The sequence below is a fragment of the Desulfomicrobium orale DSM 12838 genome (assembly GCF_001553625.1).
Classification (GTDB): domain Bacteria; phylum Desulfobacterota; class Desulfovibrionia; order Desulfovibrionales; family Desulfomicrobiaceae; genus Desulfomicrobium; species Desulfomicrobium orale.
Genome location: NZ_CP014230.1, coordinates 1,807,724 through 1,822,618, shown reverse-complemented (window position 1 = coordinate 1,822,618; position 14,895 = coordinate 1,807,724). Strand labels below are relative to the sequence as shown.

Here is a 14,895-nt window from a genome sequence, read left to right as displayed (position 1 = left end):
TTTCGAAGCGAAGCGGAATCTAGAACGGCCACACATTGTCCAGTATCCTCCCCAGCCATCCCTGCCGCTGCTTTTCCGCCAGCACGCCCTCGCCGTAGAGCTCGATACGCGCCTCGGCCATGCTGGTGGACAAAATGGTGTTGTCCGCGTCGATATCCCTGGCCCGGACCACACCCTGGACCACGACGATCTGCGTCTCGCCGTTGACCCGCGTTTCCCGCGCTCCGACCACTTCCATGAGTCCCGAGCCCATGACCCGGCTGACCCGGGCGGCCACGGTGGTCATGAGGGTGCTCTCGCGCTTGGTCTCGCCCTCGCCCTCAAAGGCGTTGGACGACCCGGCCTTGACCAGCGGCGCGGCCCCCACCGCTCCGGGAATGAGCGGCAGCTTGTCCTTGCCCAGAAAGGATTCCACCCCGAGGCTCAGCTTGCCCGCCTTGTCGGTGGTGGTGGTGGCCTTGTTCTTGGCCAGAGTGGTCTCCAGCACCTTTATGAGCACGATATCGCCCACCCGTCTGGCCCTGGAATCGGCAAAGAGCATGCCCGCTCCGTCCGGATCGTAGAGGGAACCGGGATTTTCCACCGCCGACACGCGTTCCTGCGGCGGCGGGGTCACAATGGCGGCAGGCATGGGCGGACGCCCGGAAGCCCGGCACCCGGCGAGCAGAAAGGCCACGGCGGCCATGCAGCAGATTTTCCGGCAAACACTCATCTCGTTTTCCTCATCGGACCGCAGGAAGTCCGGCGGCACCCGGTCATTTCATGAAAAAGATTGGTTCCGGTGAACGGAGAATCCGCAATCCCATCCCGGAGTTACGGGACCCGCGCGGTCTGGGCGTCCACCACCCGGCCGGTGACGATCTTGCGGCTCTGCATGTTGCGCAGCCGGATGATCCCGCCCACGGCCCCGTCTTCCAGGCTCTCCACCGGTACACTCAGGGTCAGACTCCGGCCGGAATAGACCAGGGTCAGGGTCTGCCCTCTGGTGACCACGGGGATGGGTTCCACGGCGTCGGCCAGGATGACCTGTCCTTCGCTTACGGAGGACCGCATGCGCAGAGGCAGCCCCCGGCCGTCCCAGACCGGACGGGGCAGACGGGCCAGATTTTTGCGGGCGGTTCCGACCAGCCCGGCGTCCAGCATGTCCCCCCGGCTCAGTCCCCGACCGGCCACGGGCACGGTCTTCCAGACATCGGCAAAAACCGTGCCCGTAAACTTCCGAAGCACCGTTCCGTCTCCGGCCACGGCTTCGAGATTCAGGCTGATCCGGCCCGGAGCGGGCGCGGCAGCCGGAACGATGCGGATTTGGGCCGGTCTTTTGTCCGCCACGAACAGGAAATCCGCAATGCGGTATTCCCGGATTTCCACCTCGCCTTCGTGATGGGCCAGGGCATCCGTCAAAATCCTGTCGATAACGGGGCGCAGAAGACGGGCGTCGAAAACCTGTCCCCCGCGCTGGGCCTGCACCTGATCCGGAGCCGTGATCTCCGGCAGGCCAGGGCCAAATCGGTTCACGACAAGCTCGCGCAGCTTCGGCCCGCTCAGCACGGCCCTGGCGCCCTCGAATCCGGGCGCGGCCAGCAGGGGCTCCGCCCCGAAGCGGGTCAGCAGAGCCTCGCCCCTCGGGCCTTCGGTCCGGAACAGATCCGCCAGAGTGATGGCCGGGCCGTCCACGCAGAGAGCCTCGACCATGGTCAGCCTTTCGGCGGCCGCCGGAACGGCCAGCAGGAAAAACATCAGGGCCAGCGCGCAGCGGAGCACGGCTACCTCTTCAGCTGATTGGCGATCTGCAGGAGCGTGTCGGCCGTGGTGATGGATTTGGAGTTGGCCTCGTAGGCCCGCTGCCCCACGATCATGTTCACCATTTCCTCGACGATCTCCACGTTGGACATTTCCAGAAAGCCCTGAGCCAGAGTGCCCGCGCTGTTCTGTCCGGGCACGCTTTCCACGGCCTCGCCGGAGCCGTCGGTCTGCACGTAGAGGTTGCGGCCCACGGCTTTCAGGCCCGCCGGATTGACAAAGGTGTACACGGGAATGTTCGTGCCCGCGATTTCGGCTCCGCTCTTGTCCACGCAGGTCAGACGGCCGTCCTCGGTGACCACGATGTTCTGGGTTTCGGGCGGGACCACGAATTCCGGCTGCAGCGGGTGCCCGTTGTCCGTGACGATGCGGCCGTCGCTGTCCAGCTTGAAGGCGCCGTTTCTGGTGTAGGTTTCCTCGCCGTTGCGATCGATACGGAAGAAGCCGTCGCCTTCGATGACCAGATCGAGCTGATTGCCCGTGTTCTGAAAATCACCCTGACTGAAAATCTTGTGCACGGACACGGGCCGCACGCCCATGCCGATCTGCATGCCCACGGGCAGACGACCACCCTCCTGGTTCGGCGATCCGGCGATCTTCATGTTCTGATACATCAGATCCTCGAACTCCGCCCTGTTCTTCTTGAAGCCGGTGGTGTTCACGTTGGCCAGGTTGTTGGCCGTGACATCCAGACTCAGCTGCTGGGCGATCATGCCCGAGGCGCTGGTCCATAAAGCACGAATCATAATGTTTCTCCTTGAGGGCCGTGCAGGCCCGAATATTGTGCCGCCAAAAGCCTAGCGCGGAGCCGCGACTTCGGTGATGGCCTTCCTGTCCTGCTCAAATGCGCCGGAAATCATCTTCTGGTAGGCCTCGAAGGCCCGCAGAGCCTCGATCATGTTGACCATCTCGGACACCACCTCCACATTGGCCGCCTCCAGAAATCCCTGTTCCACCGCGGCTTCCGCCGCCGGGAGGGGCTGCACGCCCGAATCCGGGCGGATGCGCAACAGGGAGTTTCCCATCTTTTCCAGAGCTCCGGGATCGGGCACCGAAACCAGGGAAATGGTGTCGATGAGCCCACCATCCACGGTCACGGCCCCGTCGCCGCCCACGAGCACGGAACCCGTCTCCGGAATCTGGATGGGACCGCCCTCCCCCAGAAGCCGATTGCCGTGGCCATCCACGATGTATCCTTCGGCGGAACGGTGAAACACGCCCTGACGGGTCAGCGATTCTTCCCCTCCCGAAGTCTGAACCCGGAAAAATCCGTCTCCGGTAATGGCCAGATCCAGAGGGTTTCCGGTGCTTTTCAGGCTGCCCTGAGACAGATCGATGACCCGCTCGGCGATTCTGGGCTGGGCCAGGACATATCCTCTGGGCCACGGCACTTTCTGATCCAGGGTCTGGTTGGGATTGAGCAGGTCGTGGGCATACCGCCGGAAGGTGTCGCGGAAGGCCAGCTTGTCCGACTTGAAGCCGGTGGTGTTCACGTTCGCCAAATTATTGGCGATGACATCCAGCCTGTGCTGCTGGGTCAGGGCTCCGAAAACTGCGCTGTAGCTGCTGTCTTGCATGCGGGATTCTCCTTGTGGAACCGGACAAAGCAAATAGCAGGCCACATTCCCGGACGGTTTGCCGCGCGGGTATTCGCCGGGAAAAAAAACTTGACGAGATTCCCGTCCGTCATGCAATGGAAGCCGTTGCAGAGCGGGTGTAGCTCAATTGGCAGAGTACAAGCTTCCCAAGCTTGGTGTTGCGAGTTCGATTCTCGTCACCCGCTCCACTCCTGTAGACGGCGTGACATGCATTGTAAGCTGATGGGGGTGGGCCTTTTTCCGGTCCACCTTTTTTTTTCAGAGCAGGCAAGGCGTTCCCTTTTATGGACAAGAACGAAATTCATACCCGCCTGACGGACATCCTCTCTCCCCTGTGCCAGGCCCGCGGCCTGGAGATCTGGGGCGTGGAGATTCTCTCGGGTTCGGGCGGCGGACGCAGGGTCGTGCGCGTGTACATCGACTCTCCTCAGGGCGTGAGCATCGACGAGTGCGAAGACGTGAGCCGCCACCTGAGCCTCGCTCTGGACGTGGAGGATCTCATCCCCGGCGCGTACACGCTGGAAGTGTCCTCGCCCGGCCTGGAACGCCTGTTCTTTTCGCCGGAACAGCTGCGTCCCTACACGGGACGGACTGTACGCGTCCGTCTGCGCGTTCCGCTCGAAGGCAGAAAAAATTTCCAGGGGAGCCTGACTTCCGTCGACCCGCCCCTGTTCACCCTCTCCGACGGCGATGCGGCTTTCGAACTGAACTGGGACCATGTGAGCAAAGCAAGCCTCGTCTACGAACACCGCGACCGGACCAAACCCGGGAAGCGCTGATTTTCCGGAACACGGCGGACCATTGTCCGCGCAGGAGAAACATTCATGAACCTGGAACTCAAGAAAGCCATCGACCAGATCAGCAAGGACAAGGGCATTGACCGCGACATGCTGATCGATACCCTGGAGGAAGCCATCCGTGCTTCCGTGGCCAAGAAATACGGCGACAAAATGGATATCGAGGTCAACTTCAACGAGGAAACGGGCGATATCGAGGTCTACCAGTTCAAGGTGGTGGTGGACGAGGTGGAAGACCCCGACACCGAGATTCTGATGGACGAAGCCCGCGTCCACGATCCCGAAGTGGAGCTGGACGACGCCGTGGGTTTTCGCCTTCAGGTGGAGGATCTGGGCCGCATCGCCGCCCAGAGCGCTAAACAGGTCATCATCCAGCGCATGCGCGACGCCGAGCAGGAAATCATCTACGAGGAATACAAGAACCGTACGGGCGAGATCGTCAGCGGCATCATCCAGCGCCGGGACCGCTCGGGCTGGATCATCAATCTCGGCCGCACCGAGGCCCTGCTGCCCAAGGACAGACAGATCCCCCGCGAACGCTTCCGCCAGGGCGACCGCGTGGAAGGACTCATCATCGAGGTCCGCAAGGAAGGCCGGGGGCCGCAGATCATCATCACCCGCTCCGACCCCGAATACATGACGGCCCTGTTCCGCCGGGAAGTGCCCGAGGTGGCCGACGGCACAGTGAACATCATGGGCGTCGCCCGCGATCCGGGCCTCAGAGCCAAGGTCACGGTGCTGTCCCAGGATTCCAACGTCGACCCCGTGGGTGCGTGCGTGGGCGTGCGCGGCTCGCGCATTCACAATATCGTGCAGGAACTGCGCGGCGAACGCATCGACATCGTCCTCTGGAGTCCGGACATCGCCACCTATGCGGCCAACGCCCTCTCGCCGGCCAGGGTATCCAAGATCGCCATTGACGATGCGGAGAAATCCCTGGAAGTGGTGGTTCCCGAAGACCAGCTGACCCCGGCCATCGGCAAAAAAGGCCAGAACGTGAAGCTGGCGGCCAAGCTTCTGGGCTGGAAAATCGATATTTTCACCAACAGCCGCTATAATAAGCTGAACAAGGATCGTCAGTTGCTGGAACAGCTGGCCAGTGCGGTCCAGGTGCCCATGGCGGATTTCGTCGAGGCCGGGTTCGACACGCTGGAATCCATAGCCGAGCGCACCAACGAGGAACTGCTGGATATTCAGGGCATCAGCGAGGAAAACATCGGCACCCTGCGCGCCGCATTGAACCTTCTGATCAGCCAGAATCCGCAAACCGATGACGAACCCGAAGAATCCGGCGCCGATTACGACGAGGTCTGACGCCCCGTCACGGGAAACCGGCCCGGTACGCATGTGCGTCATCTGCCGGAAGCGGTTCCCCAAGGGAGAACTGCAGAGATTTACCTGCCCTGTCCACGGAGAACTCGTCCTGACCGTTGACAGTTCCGGGAAAAGACCGGGACGGGGTTTTTATTTGTGCCGCGACGCGGCGTGCCGGAACAAGTTCGAGCGATACAAGGGCTGGCAGAAGAAATGCAAGGGGGTTGGGCATGTCCACGAATAAACTGCGGGTCAGGGATCTGGCCACAGAACTCGATATTTCCAGCAAGGATCTGATGGCCCTGCTGCGGGAGCTCAAGATCCCGGCCAAAAGCCACATGAGCAGCCTGACCGAGGAAGAAGCGGAACAGGTGCGGGAACACCACCGCAACAAGGGCCAGCTCCCGCAGGCCGTGGATACCCGTGCCAAGGACGGCGTCATCGTGCGCAGACGGCGCAAGCCCGTGGAAACCCCTCAGGCCGAAGCCCCGGCGGCGGATCAGCCGGAGCCGAAAGGTGCAGACGGGGACGAGCCTGAAACCAAGCCCGCCCGCAGACGCAAGGCTGCCGAGACCATTCCTTCGGCCCGCATCATCGAACCCGCAGGCGGCGAGGCGCGGGAGTCTGAAGAGCCCGCCACTCCTCCGGCGGAAGAGCCTCCCGCTGAACCCGTTCTGCCCGAGGACGTCGCCGCCGCTTCCGAGGCTGCGGCCGATGAGAGCCGGGAAGAGGTTTCCGGTCCAGAGGAGCAGGCCCCGGCGGAAAGCACACCCGAGGTAGTGGAGACGGGGGAAGACGCCGCCAAGTCTGAATCCAGAAAGAGCAGGAAGAAGGCTCCGGCTCCGGCCGCTCAGGTGAAGGTCATCTCCCGGCCCACCATCGTCGAATTTCCGGACACCCGTCCCTCCGGCCCGGCCCGGCCCGCAGGCGCCGGACGGCCCGGCGCGGCGCCTGCGCCTCAGAACGAGGCCGCCAAAGACGGCCGGGGCAAGAAGAAAAAAGGCCGCCGCATGGTGGATGCGGAGGAGCTGTACCGCAAGGAAGAATTTTCCATGGGCAAAGGCCGGAAGGCGCAGAAGGCCGAAGCCCGGAAAGCGGGCGGGCACAAGGGCGCAGTCCAGGTCACTCAGCCCATCAAGGCGTCCAAGCGCAAAATCCGCATCGAGGACACCATCAGACTCACGGATCTGGCCCATCAGATGGGCGTCAAGGCCCAGGATCTGATCAAAAAGCTGTTCGGCCTTGGCGTCATGGCCACCATCAACCAGTCCCTGGACTTCGACACGGCGCTGCTTCTGGCCTCGGAGTTCCAGTATGAAGTGGAACGGGTGGGCTTCTCCGAGGAAGACTTCCTGCTGCCCAAGGAAGAGGACAAGGCCGAAGATTTGCGCCCGCGTCCACCCGTCGTGACCATCATGGGACACGTTGACCACGGCAAGACCTCCCTGCTGGATGCCATCCGCAGCACCAGCGTGGCCACGGGCGAGGCCGGGGGCATCACGCAGCACATCGGCGCGTATCATGTGGCCACGGAACGCGGCGAAGTCGTCTTTCTTGATACGCCCGGCCACGAGGCCTTCACCACCATGCGCGCCCGGGGCGCCAAGGTCACGGACATCGTGGTACTGGTGGTGGCCGCCGACGACGGCGTCATGGAGCAGACCCGCGAGGCCGTGAGCCATGCCAAGGCGGCGGGCGTACCCATCGTGGTGGCCGTGAACAAGATGGACAAGGAAGAGGCCGATCCGGACCGCGTCAAACGCGAACTCTCCGATCTGGGACTCATGCCCGAAGAATGGGGCGGCGACACCATTTTCGCCCATGTCTCGGCCAAGAAGCGCCTGGGGCTGGACGAACTGCTGGAGCTCATCCTGCTCCAGGCCGAAGTGCTCGACCTGAAGGCCAATCCGGACAAACCCGGACGCGGTCACGTGGTGGAAGCCAAGCTGGACAAGGGCCGCGGCCCCGTGGGCACGGTGCTCATCCAGGAAGGCCATATCAATCAGGGTGACGCCTTCGTATGCGGCCTGATCAGCGGCAAGGTCCGGGCCATGTTCAACGACCAGGGCAAACAGATCAAAACGGCCGGCCCGGCCATCCCGGCGGAAATCCAGGGCTTCGAGTCCATCCCCGAGGCCGGTGACGAATTCGTCATCGTCAAGGATGAAAAAGTGGCCCGCCGCATTGCCGAGGACCGGCGTATCAAGCACCGCGACCGCGAACTGGCCCGGGAATCCAAAGTCACCCTGGAAAGTTTCCTGGCTTCCAGAGCAGGCGAAGAGGCCCAGACCCTGAACCTGCTGCTCAAGGCCGACGTGCAGGGTTCGCTGGAAGCCATTTCCGAGGCCCTGTGCAAGCTGTCCACGGATGAGGTGAAGATATCCCTGATTCATGGCGGAGCTGGAGCCATCACCGAGTCGGACATCCTGCTGGCCTCGGCTTCGGGCGCCATAGTAATCGGCTTCAACATCCGGCCTACGGCCAAGATCAAGGAAGTGGCCGAGCAGGAAAAGGTAGATATCCGCTTCTACGACATCATCTACAAGCTGGTGGACGACATCAAGGCGGCCATGTCCGGCATGCTCGCCCCGGACATCAAGGAGGTCTACCTTGGCCAGGCGGATGTGCAGCAGACCTTTACCGTGCCCAAGGTGGGCACCATCGCCGGGTGCATGGTCATTGACGGCAAGCTCAAGCGCAACGCCAGCGTGCGCCTGCTGCGTGACGGTGTGGTGGTGTACACGGGCAAGCTGAGCTCGCTCAAGCGGTTCAAGGACGACGCCCGCGAAGTGACCAAGGGATACGAATGCGGCGCGGGCCTGGAGAACTTCAACGACGTGAAGGCGGGCGACATCATCGAAGCCTTTGAACTGGTGGAAGAAGCCAGAAGCATCGAGTAGCGCGGCCTGGGTCTGCCGGTGGAGCCCCTCGCCCCGCCGGTGGATTCGGCAGGCACCGGCGCCGCCATCGGGCCGCGCCGCAGTATCCGGAAATATTTCCGGGAAAACATGGGCTCGCGAAGCCCGCGAAAAGTTCAATTTCCATGATTGTCGGCACCCTGCGCCTGGAATTCCGGCTGCACGGCGTTTTTTCCCTGAAGGAAAAGCGCAGAAGCGCGAGCAGTCTGAAGCAGAAACTGCGTAATACCTTCAATGTGGCCGTGGCCGAAACGGAGAGCCAAGACTCCCACCAGAAGCTGGTTCTCGGGGTGGTTACCGTATCCAACGCGACGGACCATGCGCACGCCCAGCTGTCCAAGATTCTGTCCATGGTGGAAGCCGCCGTCGCGGACGAGCTGGTCCGCGCCGACATGGACGTTTTCGGAGCCTGACATGCAACGTAGCACCTCCCGCCGCGCGGCTCAGATGAGCGACCAGATCATGCAGGTTCTGGCCCTGCTTCTGGTGCAGGAAGCCGAAGATCCGGCCCTGCGCCTGGTGACCATCACCGGCGTGCGCTTAAACCGCGATTTCAGTATCGCCGAGGTCCTCTATACACACATCCACGGCCGCGAAGCCGAGCCGGAGATTTCAAAAGCCCTGCTCCGGGCCAAGGGTTTTCTGCGCACCCGGCTGGGCCGGGAGCTGAAACTGCGCGGCATTCCAGAGCTGCGCTTCACCTGGGACACCTTTCTGGAGGACATGGTTTATGACGCCCCCGCTGCGGCAGATAGCTGAGCACCTCCGGGCCACGGACAATTTTCTGGTAACTTCCCACGTCTCACCCGATGGCGACGCCCTGGGGTCCATGCTGGCCGTGGGTGAAGTATTGGACGCGATGGGCAAACAGGTCCGGCTTTTCAACGAGTCCGGCCTTCCGGAGCGCTTCCGCTGGCTCTCGCCCCGGCAGAAAATTCTGCGCCTCCTTCCCGATACGGAACCCGAAACCATCATCGTGCTCGACTGCGGCAGCCCGCAGCGTCCGGGTGCGCTGCTCGCACCGTGGCTCTCGTCCAAAACCGTGGTGAACATCGACCATCATCTGGATAACCCCATGTTTGGTTCCATCAACTGGGTGGACCAGCGTGTTTCCTCCACAGGGGAAATGGTCGGCATGCTGGCCCGGGAGCTGAATGTGCCGCTGGCCGGGCTGCTCGGGGAATACGTGTACCTGTCCCTCATTTCGGACACGGGAGACTTCTGCTTCAGCAACACCCGTCCCGAAACCCTGGAAATGGCGGCCGAAATCCTGCGGCTGGGGCTTCTGCCCGGCCCCTTTCACGAACAGCGGCAGTCCACCGGCACCATCAACCAGCTGCGAATGCGCGGCGCGGTGACGCAGCAGGCCACCCTGCACAGCCACGGGAGGATCAGCCTCATTTCCTTCACCCGCGAGCTGTTCCGCCAGACCGGCACCGGCCCGGAAGATACCGAAGGACTGGTCAACAGGGTGCTCTACCTGCGCGGTGTACAGGCGGCCATCGCGACGCGGGAAGAAGACAACGGCAGCATCAAGTTTTCCCTGCGTTCCAAGGGCGACGTCAATGTCCAGGCCGTGGCCGCGCGGTTCGGCGGAGGCGGACACCGCAACGCGGCGGGCGGCACTCTTGACATGTCTGTGGATGAAGCCGGACGCACCCTAGTGGATGCCGTGGCGGCGGAACTGGACCGGAAATGAAACGTCCGGGTCCCGCGCAGCTTGACGGACTGCTGGTTTTGCATAAACCTGCGGGGCCGACTTCCACAGACTGCCTGAACAGCATCAAGCGCGCTCTGGGACAAAAAAAAATAGGCCACGCCGGCACTCTGGACCCCATGGCCACAGGCGTTCTCGTGGTCCTGCTCGGCCAGGGCACCAAGCTGGCTCCATATTTGAGCGAAGGCCGCAAGACGTACCGCGGCGAACTGCTGCTCGGACAAACCACGGATACCTACGACATTCAGGGGCAAATTCTGTCCGAAGCGCCGTGGGAACATCTGAGCGCAGACGATATCCGGGCCGCCGTACTGGGCTGGCAGGATGAGACACGGCAGGAAGTCCCCCCTGTTTCAGCGGCCAAACATCAGGGACGTCCTCTTTACGCCCTGCACCGCGCCGGGTGGGAGGTGCCGGTCAAGACCAGAGATATGACAATTTTCGGGGTGGAGATTCTGTCCGTGCATCCCCCCCGCGTCTCTTTCCGAGTGATCTGCTCTGCAGGAACCTACATCCGCTCCCTGGCCCACAGCCTGGGGAGACGACTCGGGTGCGGAGCGGCGCTCAGCGAACTGGAACGGGAGGCCAGCCACCCGTTCACCCTGGACCAAGCCCACGGTCTGGAAACCGTGCTGTCCGATCCGGAGCGCTTCGCCAGCCTGGTGCAGCCTCTCGCGCAGTCTCTGCCTCACTGGCCCAGGCTCCGCCTGACCGGTCAGCAGGCCGGACTGGTCCGAAACGGTGCATGGCTTCCGGCTTCCCTGTTTCCCGCGCATCCTGCGGAAGCGGACAGCCGGGCCATGTTCCTCGCTCCGGACGGCGCTCCCCTGGCGCTGGCCGAAGTGAAAAAGCGCGGTCAGGACCTTTGCTGGTCCATTCTGCGCGGCTTGTGGCAAGCCTGAGTTCCTGTTCGCAATGGCTGTGTCGGACGTAAAAAACATGTAACATCAAGGAGAAAGCTGTGGTCTTAACCCCTGAACGCAAGACGGAACTGATCAAGGAATACGGCAAATCCGAAACGGACACGGGATCCCCGGAAGTGCAGGTGGCCCTTCTGTCCGCACGAATCGACTACCTGACGGAGCATTTCAAGAGCCACCAGAAGGATTTCCATTCCCGCACCGGGCTTCTGAGGCTCGTGGGCAAACGCCGCCAGCTGCTGAACTACCTCCGCAAGAAGGACATTCAGGGCTACCGCGATCTCATCGCGCGGCTCGGCCTGCGCAAGTAGGCGGCGACGCCCGAGGCGCGGCGCTTGCGGGACCACCCGGAAACGCCGCGCTTTTTCCATCAACCGAGCACCCGGCACATACGCCGCTGGTTTTGTGTTCAGTCCCTGGCCCGGCCCGTTCGGGACAGCGCCTCGACACCAAACCAGCATCCCCGTCCGGAGTGCCCAACACCCATGAGGTGAACCATGACATTCCAGACTACCAGAACCGCCATCCCCATGCCCGAGGGCGAAATCGTCATCGAGCACGGCAAACTGGCTCTTCAGGCCAGTGGCGCCGTAACCGTGAAGTGGGGTGACACCGTGGTCCTCGTCACGGCCACGCATCAGGCTCTGGACCGGGAAGCGGACTTTCTGCCCCTGACCTGCAACTATCAGGAAATGCTCTATGCGGCCGGCCGCATCCCCGGTAATTACTTCCGCCGCGAAGTGGGCCGCCCGAGCGATCACGAAACCCTGGTTTCCCGGCTCATCGACCGTCCCATCCGCCCACTCTTCCCCAAGGGATGCGCACACGAAATCCAGATCATCGCCACCGTTCTCTCCTCCGACAAGGAACGCAACGCCGACACTCTGGCCATGCTCGGCGCGTCGGCGGCCCTGCATATTTCCGACATTCCTTTCGCCGGTCCCGTGGCGGCCATCCGCGTGGGCTACGCCGACGGCAAGTTTCTGCTGAACCCCACCGCCTCCCAGCTGGCGGGCAGCGAATTGAACATGGTCCTGGCCGGGACCCGCGACGCCGTGGTCATGGTCGAAGGCGGCGCCCAGTTCCTGTCCGAGGACATCATGGCCGAAGCCGTGGCCTGGGGGCACTCCCAGCTTACTCCTTTCCTGGACGCCCAGGAGGAACTGCGCGCCGCTCTGGGCAGGGAAAAGTTCGTGGTCACTCCGCCTCAGGAGCCCGAGGATCTGATCGCCGCCGTGACCGAACTGGCCGAGGCGCCTCTCGCTGCCGCTCTGACCGTGCCGACCAAAATGGAGCGCCGGGAGGCCAAGAAAAGGGTTCGTCAGGACCTCATGGAAGCTCTGGCCGTCCGCTTTGCCGACAATCCGGAGCGTCTCAAGAACGTGCCGGAAATTCTTGAGGATCTGGAAAAGAAAATCGTGCGCCAGCGCATCCTGACCGACAAAGTGCGTATCGACGGCCGCGACCTGACTACTGTCCGCCCCCTGACCATGGAAGTGGGCGTTCTCCCCCGCACCCACGGCTCGGCCATTTTCGCCCGGGGCGAGACCAAAGCCTTGGCCACCTGCACTCTAGGCAGCACCCGGGACGAGCAGCGCATCGAAACCCTGGCCGGTGAAGTGGCCCGCCGTTTCATGCTGCATTACAATTTCCCGCCCTACAGCGTGGGTGAGGCCCGCATGCTGCGCGGCCCGTCCCGGCGCGAAGTCGGACACGGCAACCTGTCCGAACGCGCCCTCATGCCCGTGCTGCCGCCGCAGGACTCCTTTCCTTTCGCCATCCGCGTGGTTTCGGACATCATGGAATCCAACGGCTCCTCGTCCATGGCCTCCGTGTGCGGCGGAACCCTGGCCCTCATGGACGCGGGCGTACCCATCAAGACGCCTGTGGCGGGCGTGGCCATGGGACTCATCAAGGAAGGGGACGAATACCTGGTCCTGACAGACATTCTGGGCGACGAAGACCATCTGGGCGACATGGATTTCAAGGTGGCGGGCAGCCACGACGGCGTGACGTCCATCCAGATGGACATCAAGATCGCGGGCATCCCGGCCGAAGTCATGAAAAAAGCCCTGTACCAGGCCAGGGAGGCACGCTTGCACATTCTGGCGCAGATGGAACGGGTCATTGCCGCGCCCAGAGGAGAATTGTCCCGCTTCGCGCCGCAGATGGATGTGGTGCATATTTCTCCGGACAAAATCCGTGACGTCATCGGCCCTGGCGGCAAGAATATCAAGGCCATCTGCGAAGCCACCCAGGCCGACATCGACATCGACGACTCGGGCAAGGTCTCTCTCTTCGCTCCGGACCAAGCCTCTCTGGCCAAGGCCAGGGAAATGGTCCTGCATTACGATCAGAAGGCCGAGCTGAACAAAGATTACGACGGTATCGTCAAAAAGATCATGGACTTCGGGGCGTTCATCGAAATTCTGCCCGGCCTGGAGGGCCTGTGTCACATCTCCCAGCTGGCCAGAGAGCGGGTGAACACGGTGCAGGATGTGGTTCAGGAAGGCGACGCCATCAGGGTCCGGGTGATCGACATTGAACCATCCGGGCGGATCAAGCTGAGCCGCAAGGCCATCATTCTGGAAGAGCTGGGCGAAGACCCGGAGCCGCCCGCGCCACCCCGTGGCGATAGACCCCGTGGTGACAGGCCGCGCAGAGACCGGGGAGACCGCCGCGGTCCGCGTAACGACCGCTGACCACACGAATCACAAAGCCCTCGCCAACCGGCGGGGGCTTTCACATTTGCGGCCATTGCACCGCATATTTCGGCTCCTCTCGGAGCCGCCTCGCGACAGGGACAATCACTCGTCCTGCGCCGCATATTTTCTTTCCGTCATGCGAAGCTGTGTTGCTCCATCACGACCCAGATACGTCCTGACCCGCCTCCTGGGCGCTTTCCGCTTCCGGCTGGGTATAGGCAGCAGCTTCAGCCGCTTCCACGCGGGAGTCGGCGCAGGCTCTTTTCCGGGAACACTGCCCGGCCTCCAGCCCCCGGCCCGCACCATGACCGTCGTGTCCCGCACCCGAACAGGAGCCGCGTCCTTTTCCTTTCCGTTCATCACCTGCGGCACAGTGACCCCACCGGGCCATCCTGCCGAAGCTCTGTCCCTTGCCATGCCTCGATTTCCGTTCGTTCATACGTCCTCCTTGTTTTGGAGCATCTCCCTACCTCGCCGCATCCGGCCTTTGCCCCGGCCGGATCGCTGTCCGCAGTTTCTCTCCGCTTCCGCGTCGTCGCCGCTGTCGGCGGATTCGATCCGGATGGCCCAGCCCCGTGCCAAAGCCCTGGCGACCTGCGTCCTGGCTTCACCCAGTATGCGGCAGACCGTGGGTCTGGAAACTCCCATCCGCAAGGCGGCGTCCTCCTGGCTCAGCCCTTCCGCATCGACCAGACGCAAGGCCTCCATTCCTTCGGCGGGAAGGAGAACCTCCTCCAACCTTGGCAGAGGAATACCTTGCGGCTTGTAAAAAGTTGCCAGCGGCCTGCTCCCAATACGGCAATGTTTTCTGGGACGAGGCATGGATGCTCCTATTATGAAATTATGTTCATAATAAAGCACCCTTCACTGCTGTCAAGAGATGTTCCGAAAATCTGTCCGGCAGAGATCCATACAGGTAAAAGGCCAAAAGCGTGAAACCTGTCTTATGATCAAATTGAACCTGATCATGAAGATCATTCCATCGAGAAACGTGCTCTTCAGCTCCGTTCACGATAGGTATGCCGCCGCTTTACCCGCTCGCGTAATGATGCGTTGACCTTGATCGGCGGTGTTACCTTCGAGAAGCTTCTGGCCGACAGTGGTCATGATACGAATGCGATCCTTG

General features: G+C 62.5%; 16 protein-coding genes and 1 tRNA gene. 11 read left to right on the top strand and 6 right to left on the bottom strand.

Features of this window, described 5'->3' with window-relative positions; genetic code table 11:
• Positions 1-19: 19 nt before the first annotated feature.
• From AXF15_RS08380 to flgF, 4 genes are all read right to left on the bottom strand, one after another.
• Positions 20-712: a flagellar basal body L-ring protein FlgH gene (locus AXF15_RS08380; RefSeq protein ID WP_083518099.1), complete on the bottom strand. Its 693-nt coding sequence runs from the start codon at positions 710-712 to the stop codon at positions 20-22.
• A 101-nt stretch (positions 713-813) separates the two neighbouring features.
• Positions 814-1,761, bottom strand: a complete 948-nt coding sequence (flgA, locus tag AXF15_RS08375) for a flagellar basal body P-ring formation chaperone FlgA (protein ID WP_066605941.1) — start codon at positions 1,759-1,761, stop codon at positions 814-816.
• A 2-nt stretch (positions 1,762-1,763) separates the two neighbouring features.
• A complete protein-coding gene (flgG, locus tag AXF15_RS08370) occupies positions 1,764-2,546 on the bottom strand; it encodes a flagellar basal-body rod protein FlgG (protein WP_066605938.1) in 783 nt (260 codons plus the stop codon).
• 51 nt (positions 2,547-2,597) lie between these two features.
• Positions 2,598-3,377, bottom strand: a complete 780-nt coding sequence (flgF, locus tag AXF15_RS08365) for a flagellar basal-body rod protein FlgF (protein ID WP_066605935.1) — start codon at positions 3,375-3,377, stop codon at positions 2,598-2,600.
• A gap of 133 nt (positions 3,378-3,510) precedes the next feature.
• On the opposite strand from flgF, the gene AXF15_RS08360 reads away from it, so the two are divergent.
• The 11 genes from AXF15_RS08360 to pnp all read left to right on the top strand — a co-directional run bounded on the left by AXF15_RS08360 (position 3,511) and on the right by pnp (position 13,766).
• Positions 3,511-3,586 (top strand) — tRNA-Gly (locus AXF15_RS08360).
• A gap of 96 nt (positions 3,587-3,682) precedes the next feature.
• On the top strand, positions 3,683-4,177 hold the full coding sequence (locus tag AXF15_RS08355; protein ID WP_066605932.1) for a ribosome maturation factor RimP: 495 nt from the start codon (positions 3,683-3,685) through the stop codon (positions 4,175-4,177).
• A 45-nt stretch (positions 4,178-4,222) separates the two neighbouring features.
• Entirely contained in the window at positions 4,223-5,509 is a 1,287-nt protein-coding gene (nusA, locus tag AXF15_RS08350) for a transcription termination factor NusA (RefSeq protein ID WP_066605927.1), read from the top strand.
• Positions 5,466-5,753, top strand: coding sequence for a YlxR family protein (locus tag AXF15_RS08345; RefSeq protein ID WP_335338894.1), 288 nt, complete (start codon positions 5,466-5,468; stop codon positions 5,751-5,753). The genes nusA and AXF15_RS08345 overlap by 44 nt, the downstream gene beginning before the upstream one ends.
• The gene (infB, locus tag AXF15_RS08340; protein ID WP_066605924.1) at positions 5,740-8,409 is read left to right on the top strand and encodes a translation initiation factor IF-2; all 2,670 of its coding nucleotides are present in this window, start codon (positions 5,740-5,742) and stop codon (positions 8,407-8,409) included. Before AXF15_RS08345 ends, infB begins: the two co-directional genes overlap by 14 nt.
• A 143-nt stretch (positions 8,410-8,552) precedes the next feature.
• Positions 8,553-8,840, top strand: coding sequence for a DUF503 domain-containing protein (locus tag AXF15_RS08335; RefSeq protein ID WP_066605922.1), 288 nt, complete (start codon positions 8,553-8,555; stop codon positions 8,838-8,840).
• A 1-nt stretch (position 8,841) separates the two neighbouring features.
• Positions 8,842-9,186, top strand: coding sequence for a 30S ribosome-binding factor RbfA (gene rbfA / locus AXF15_RS08330; RefSeq protein ID WP_066605920.1), 345 nt, complete (start codon positions 8,842-8,844; stop codon positions 9,184-9,186).
• On the top strand, positions 9,158-10,126 hold the full coding sequence (locus tag AXF15_RS08325; protein WP_066605916.1) for a DHH family phosphoesterase: 969 nt from the start codon (positions 9,158-9,160) through the stop codon (positions 10,124-10,126). Before rbfA ends, AXF15_RS08325 begins: the two co-directional genes overlap by 29 nt.
• A complete protein-coding gene (gene truB / locus AXF15_RS08320) occupies positions 10,123-11,046 on the top strand; it encodes a tRNA pseudouridine(55) synthase TruB (RefSeq protein ID WP_066605913.1) in 924 nt (307 codons plus the stop codon). Before AXF15_RS08325 ends, truB begins: the two co-directional genes overlap by 4 nt.
• Before the next feature lie 59 nt (positions 11,047-11,105).
• Positions 11,106-11,375 carry a 30S ribosomal protein S15 gene (rpsO, locus tag AXF15_RS08315; protein ID WP_066605904.1) on the top strand — a complete coding sequence of 90 codons (270 nt, stop codon included), beginning with the start codon at positions 11,106-11,108 and terminating at the stop codon, positions 11,373-11,375.
• 186 nt (positions 11,376-11,561) lie between these two features.
• A complete protein-coding gene (pnp, locus tag AXF15_RS08310) occupies positions 11,562-13,766 on the top strand; it encodes a polyribonucleotide nucleotidyltransferase (RefSeq protein WP_066605901.1) in 2,205 nt (734 codons plus the stop codon).
• Between the two features lie 160 nt (positions 13,767-13,926).
• Here pnp and AXF15_RS08305 read toward each other — a convergent pair whose 3' ends face one another.
• Complete coding sequence (locus tag AXF15_RS08305; protein ID WP_066605896.1) at positions 13,927-14,208, bottom strand: hypothetical protein; 282 nt, start codon at positions 14,206-14,208, stop codon at positions 13,927-13,929.
• Positions 14,205-14,591, bottom strand: coding sequence for a DUF134 domain-containing protein (locus AXF15_RS08300; RefSeq protein WP_083517948.1), 387 nt, complete (start codon positions 14,589-14,591; stop codon positions 14,205-14,207). Before AXF15_RS08300 ends, AXF15_RS08305 begins: the two co-directional genes overlap by 4 nt.
• Between the last annotated feature and the right edge of the window lie 304 nt (positions 14,592-14,895).

Bases quoted from the DNA above. Each gene is read 5' to 3' on its own strand.
- AXF15_RS08380 (WP_083518099.1), bottom strand. From the start codon at position 712: ATGAGTGTTTGCCGGAAAATCTGCTGCATGGCCGCCGTGGCCTTTCTG.
- infB (WP_066605924.1), top strand. From the start codon at position 5,740: ATGTCCACGAATAAACTGCGGGTCAGGGATCTGGCCACAGAACTCGAT.
- AXF15_RS08325 (WP_066605916.1), top strand. From the start codon at position 9,158: ATGACGCCCCCGCTGCGGCAGATAGCTGAGCACCTCCGGGCCACGGAC.
- AXF15_RS08335 (WP_066605922.1), top strand. From the start codon at position 8,553: ATGATTGTCGGCACCCTGCGCCTGGAATTCCGGCTGCACGGCGTTTTT.
- AXF15_RS08355 (WP_066605932.1), top strand. From the start codon at position 3,683: ATGGACAAGAACGAAATTCATACCCGCCTGACGGACATCCTCTCTCCC.
- truB (WP_066605913.1), top strand. From the start codon at position 10,123: ATGAAACGTCCGGGTCCCGCGCAGCTTGACGGACTGCTGGTTTTGCAT.
- flgG (WP_066605938.1), bottom strand. From the start codon at position 2,546: ATGATTCGTGCTTTATGGACCAGCGCCTCGGGCATGATCGCCCAGCAG.
- rbfA (WP_066605920.1), top strand. From the start codon at position 8,842: ATGCAACGTAGCACCTCCCGCCGCGCGGCTCAGATGAGCGACCAGATC.
- flgF (WP_066605935.1), bottom strand. From the start codon at position 3,377: ATGCAAGACAGCAGCTACAGCGCAGTTTTCGGAGCCCTGACCCAGCAG.
- AXF15_RS08345 (WP_335338894.1), top strand. From the start codon at position 5,466: ATGACGAACCCGAAGAATCCGGCGCCGATTACGACGAGGTCTGACGCC.
- AXF15_RS08300 (WP_083517948.1), bottom strand. From the start codon at position 14,591: ATGCCTCGTCCCAGAAAACATTGCCGTATTGGGAGCAGGCCGCTGGCA.
- nusA (WP_066605927.1), top strand. From the start codon at position 4,223: ATGAACCTGGAACTCAAGAAAGCCATCGACCAGATCAGCAAGGACAAG.
- AXF15_RS08305 (WP_066605896.1), bottom strand. From the start codon at position 14,208: ATGAACGAACGGAAATCGAGGCATGGCAAGGGACAGAGCTTCGGCAGG.
- pnp (WP_066605901.1), top strand. From the start codon at position 11,562: ATGACATTCCAGACTACCAGAACCGCCATCCCCATGCCCGAGGGCGAA.